This window comes from Actinomycetota bacterium (genome assembly GCA_036280995.1).
Taxonomy (GTDB): Bacteria; Actinomycetota; CALGFH01; order CALGFH01; family CALGFH01; genus CALGFH01.
In genome coordinates this window covers 1-3,779 of the sequence record DASUPQ010000540.1, presented here as the reverse complement: position 1 = coordinate 3,779, position 3,779 = coordinate 1, and the positions used below count along the sequence as shown (strand labels likewise).

7 protein-coding genes are annotated in these 3,779 nt (G+C 76.8%); 3 read left to right on the top strand and 4 right to left on the bottom strand.

Annotation, left to right across the window (positions count from 1 at the left end):
• From VF468_18145 to VF468_18130, 4 genes are all read right to left on the bottom strand, one after another.
• Positions 1 to 290 (bottom strand): CoA pyrophosphatase (locus tag VF468_18145; protein HEX5880211.1); only part of this gene is annotated, 290 nt, incomplete at its 3' end.
• A 70-nt stretch (positions 291 to 360) separates the two neighbouring features.
• The gene (locus tag VF468_18140; protein ID HEX5880210.1) at positions 361 to 1,125 is read right to left on the bottom strand and encodes an SDR family NAD(P)-dependent oxidoreductase; all 765 of its coding nucleotides are present in this window, start codon (positions 1,123 to 1,125) and stop codon (positions 361 to 363) included.
• 3 nt (positions 1,126 to 1,128) lie between these two features.
• Positions 1,129 to 1,728, bottom strand: a complete 600-nt coding sequence (locus tag VF468_18135; protein HEX5880209.1) for a biotin transporter BioY — start codon at positions 1,726 to 1,728, stop codon at positions 1,129 to 1,131.
• Between the two features lie 66 nt (positions 1,729 to 1,794).
• Positions 1,795 to 2,061 (bottom strand): ATP/GTP-binding protein, encoded by a 267-nt coding sequence (locus tag VF468_18130; protein ID HEX5880208.1) that lies wholly within the window; start codon positions 2,059 to 2,061, stop codon positions 1,795 to 1,797.
• 49 nt (positions 2,062 to 2,110) lie between these two features.
• Between VF468_18130 and VF468_18125 the strand changes: the two genes are divergently transcribed.
• The 3 genes from VF468_18125 to VF468_18115 all read left to right on the top strand — a co-directional run.
• Positions 2,111 to 2,356, top strand: coding sequence for a hypothetical protein (locus VF468_18125; GenBank protein ID HEX5880207.1), 246 nt, complete (start codon positions 2,111 to 2,113; stop codon positions 2,354 to 2,356).
• Positions 2,357 to 2,469: 113 nt separating this feature from the next.
• Positions 2,470 to 3,168, top strand: coding sequence for a hypothetical protein (locus tag VF468_18120; GenBank protein HEX5880206.1), 699 nt, complete (start codon positions 2,470 to 2,472; stop codon positions 3,166 to 3,168).
• Between the two features lie 52 nt (positions 3,169 to 3,220).
• Positions 3,221 to 3,779: MFS transporter (locus tag VF468_18115; protein HEX5880205.1), on the top strand; the 559-nt coding region annotated here is incomplete at its 3' end.

Here is a 3,779-nt window from a genome sequence, read left to right as displayed (position 1 = left end):
AGGCTGCCGAGCACGCGGACCCCGCCCGGGTCGAGCCCGATCTCCTCCTGGGCCTCCCGCAGGGCGGCCGCGACCCCGTCGGCGTCCCCGGGCTCGACCGCGCCGCCGGGCAGGCCGACCTGGCCGGCGTGCTGGCGCAGGTGGTCGGGCCGCCGCACCAGGACCAGCTCCAGGTCGTCGGCCCCCTCGACCGGGGCCAGGGCGAGCAGCACCGACGCCGGCACCCCGGAGGGGTCGCCGGGGATGACGAACGGCAGCCGGGTCACCCGGTCCAGCAGCGAGTCGCCCATCCGCCCAGCATAGGTCCGATCCGGTCCGCTCATTGGGGAACCCCCCCGGGGTTCCCCAAACCCCTCCGGCTCACGCCAGCAGCCCGCCGTCGACCACCAGGGTCGCGCCGGTGATGTAGCTGCCGGCGTCGGAGGCGAGCAGCAGCAGCGGCCCGGCCAGCTCCTCGACGTCGGCCCAGCGGCCGAGGGGGATCTGGGCGACCAGGGCCCGGCTGGTCTCCGGGTCCGACCACATGCGGCGGGTCAGCTCGGTCCGGATCCAGCCGGGGGCCAGGCAGTTGACCCGTACCCCGTGCGGGGCCGCCTCGACGGCCAGGGTGCGGGTGAGGGCGATCACGGCCGCCTTGGCCGCCCCGTAGGCGGCCAGCCCCGGGCTGGCCGTGAACCCGGCGATGCTGGCCACGTTCACGATCGACCCGCCCGGCTGGAGGTGGGCCATGGCGGCCTTGCAGCCGACGAACACCGAGCGCAGGTTGAGGTTGAGCACCTTGTCCCAGCCCTCGGTCCGGGTGTCGGCGACATAGGCGGTGAAGCCCTGGCCGCCGGCCACGTTGACGACCACGTCGAGCCGTCCCGTGCCCTCGACGGCCGCCTCCACGGCCGCCTCGACGGCCGCCTCGTCGAGGACGTCGGTGACCGCGACCAGGGCGTCGGGGGCGCCGGCCTTGCGGGCGGCGGCGGCCACCTCGGCCAGGTCCTCGGCCGAGCGGGCGGCCAGGACCACCGAGGCCCCGGCGGCGGCCAGGGTCAGGGCGGCCTGCCGTCCGATGCCGCGGCTGGCCCCGGTGACCAGCGCCGTCCGCCCGTCCAGGCGCAGCGTCTCCTCGACCGACATGCGCTATTCCCGATCCCGCCCGACCAGGGCCCAGGCGCCCGGGAGCAGGCCGGCGGCGAGCAGGATCTTGAGGGCGTCGCCGGCCAGGAACGGGGTCACGCCCAGCTCCAGCCCCGTGGCCAGGCCGACGTCGACGGTGGCCATCAGCCAGGGCAGCCCGAAGGCGTAGATGACCAGGTTGCCGGCGGCCATGGTCACGACCGTGCGCGCCGGGGTCCGGTCCCAGCCCCGCTCGGCCAGCCACCCGACCAGGACGGCCGCGACCAGGAACCCGACGACGTAGCCGAACGAGGGCGCCTGGACCACGTCGGTGCCGCCCTTGCCCTCGGCGAACCAGGGCACCCACGGGGTCAGCCCGAGGGCCAGGTACAGCACCATCCCGGCCAGGGCGCGGCGCCAGCCGAGGGCGGCCGCGCCCAGCAGCACGGCGAAGGTCTGCCCGGTGATCGGCACCGGCGTGAACGGCAGCTTGACGGCGAGCTGGGCGGCCAGGCCGGTGAAGGCGGCGAACCCGGCCACCAGGACGGCGTCGCGGACGCGGTCGCCTGGCAGCACGTCGGCGAGCACGAGGCGGCGGGGACGGCCGAGAGCGCTCTGCGACACGGACACTGGTGGCTCCTTTTCCGATCCTGCGACGGTGCCCGGGTCCCGTTGCCCGGACGCCCAACTCTACGTCGCCGGGCGGCCACGCCGCGCCGTCCGCTGCAGCTCGGCGAAGCGCCGCTCCCAGCACGCCTTGTGCCAGTGGCGGCGCTGGGCGGGCTCGCCCTCCGGCCACACCACCACGTGGAGGGTGCGGGGGAAGATCTCCTGCTGGCAGCCGGGGCAGCGGTACACCTTGGTCGCCCGGTACGGCTGCACGAAGCGCAGGTGCCAGCCGTCGGCGACCCATTCCAGGGCCAGCGGCTCGCCCCGGAACCGCCACGGCGGCCGCATCGTGCTCACGGCCCGAGTGTACGCAACCGGCGTAGGCTCGTCGCCGCCGATGAACCGCTTCGAGGACGCCATCGCCCGCGAGCTGCGGCCCCGCCTGCGGGCCAGGACCCGCAGCGTCCGGGCCCTGGCCCGCTGGGCCGCGGCCTCGGTGCCGCCCGGGGCGCTGGTCGCCGACGGGGTGGCGCTGGTCCTTGACCGCCTCGGCGACGGCGACCCGGACGAGCTGGCCGCCCAGGTCATGGCCGAGACCCCCGACCGCTTCGGCCGCAACTGGGAGTCGGGCCCCGCCCACTGAGCGCGACGTGACGAACGGCACGTCCCGGCGGTGACGGCCGTCATGGGCCGGAGGCCGGTCCCGGGCCATGCTCTGGCCGGGGGGCGAACCGAGCCCATCGCACGGAGGACCGCATGACCAGCGTCCGCGTCCCCGGGTTCCTCCCGTCGACCCGGGGCCTGCACTTCCCCAACGCCTTTCCCCATGTACCCAACGTCGAGATCGACCTGCCGGGCGGGATGACGATCCCGATCGGCGACGCCGCCAACGGCCTCTGCGGCGGCATGGCCTACACCGTCCGCGACCTGTTCGAGGCGGGCCTGGCCCCGCCGGCCGTCACCAGGGCGCCCGGCGACGGCCCGCTGTTCCGCTACGTCGCCGACCGGCTGCTGGACAGCCTGTCGCTGCCGTTCGGGCCGGCCACCTACCTCAAGCTGATGCACCCCGCGTTCCCCGACGGCGACCTGGCCATGGCCCACGGCCGGGCCTGGCGCATGGTCCGGCTGGAGTGGCCGGCCATCCGGGACGACCTGGAGCGCGGCACCCTGAGCCCGCTCGGCCTGGTCCGGACCAAGTCCCGCGACCCCCGCGACCTCGGCGCCAACCACCAGGTGCTGGCCTGGGGCTACGACCTGGACGGGACCCGGCTGACCCTGCGGGTCTACGACCCCAACCATCCCGACGACGACCGCGTGACCCTGTCCCTCGACATCGGCCGCCCGCGCCGGCCGACCCCGGTGACCAGCTCCCACGGCGGCACGGTGTGGTGCTTCTTCCGCACCGCCTACCGCTTCAAGAACCCGCGCCCCGCCCTGGCCGCCCTGCCCGCCTGACGTTGCTTCCTCCGTGGCCGGCCGGTCCCGGCCGCGGCGGTACCCTGGCCGGATGACCTCCCCCCGCCCCGCGCCGGGCGCGCCGGCCCGCCCCGGCGGCCTGGCCGCCCAGCCCGGCTACCCGGCGTTCCTGCTCGCCGCCACCCTGGCCCGGCTGGCCAGCGAGATGTTCCCGGTGGCGGCGGTGCTGCTGGTGCTGGACCGCACCGGTCGGCCGGGCCTGGCCGGGGCGGTGGTGGCGGCGACCACCCTGCCCGCGGTCGTGACCGGGCCGGTGCTGGGCGCCTGGCTGGACCGGACCCGCCGCCGCCGGCTCGCCCTGGCCACCAACCAGGTGCTGCTGGCGGCCAGCCTGCTCGGCATCCTGGCCGCCGCCGGCCGCGCCCCCGGCGGGGTCCTGCTGGCCCTGGCCGCCCTGGCCGGGCTGACCGGGCCGCTGGCCACCGGCGGCTACACCGCCATGATCCCCGTGCTGGTGCCCGGGCCGCTGCTGGCCCGGGCCAACGCCCTGGAGGCGACCAGCTTCAACACCGCCGCCATCGCCGGCCCGGCGGTCGCCGGGGCGGTGGCCGCCGGCGCCGGCCCGGCCGGGGCCGTGCTGGCCGAGGCGG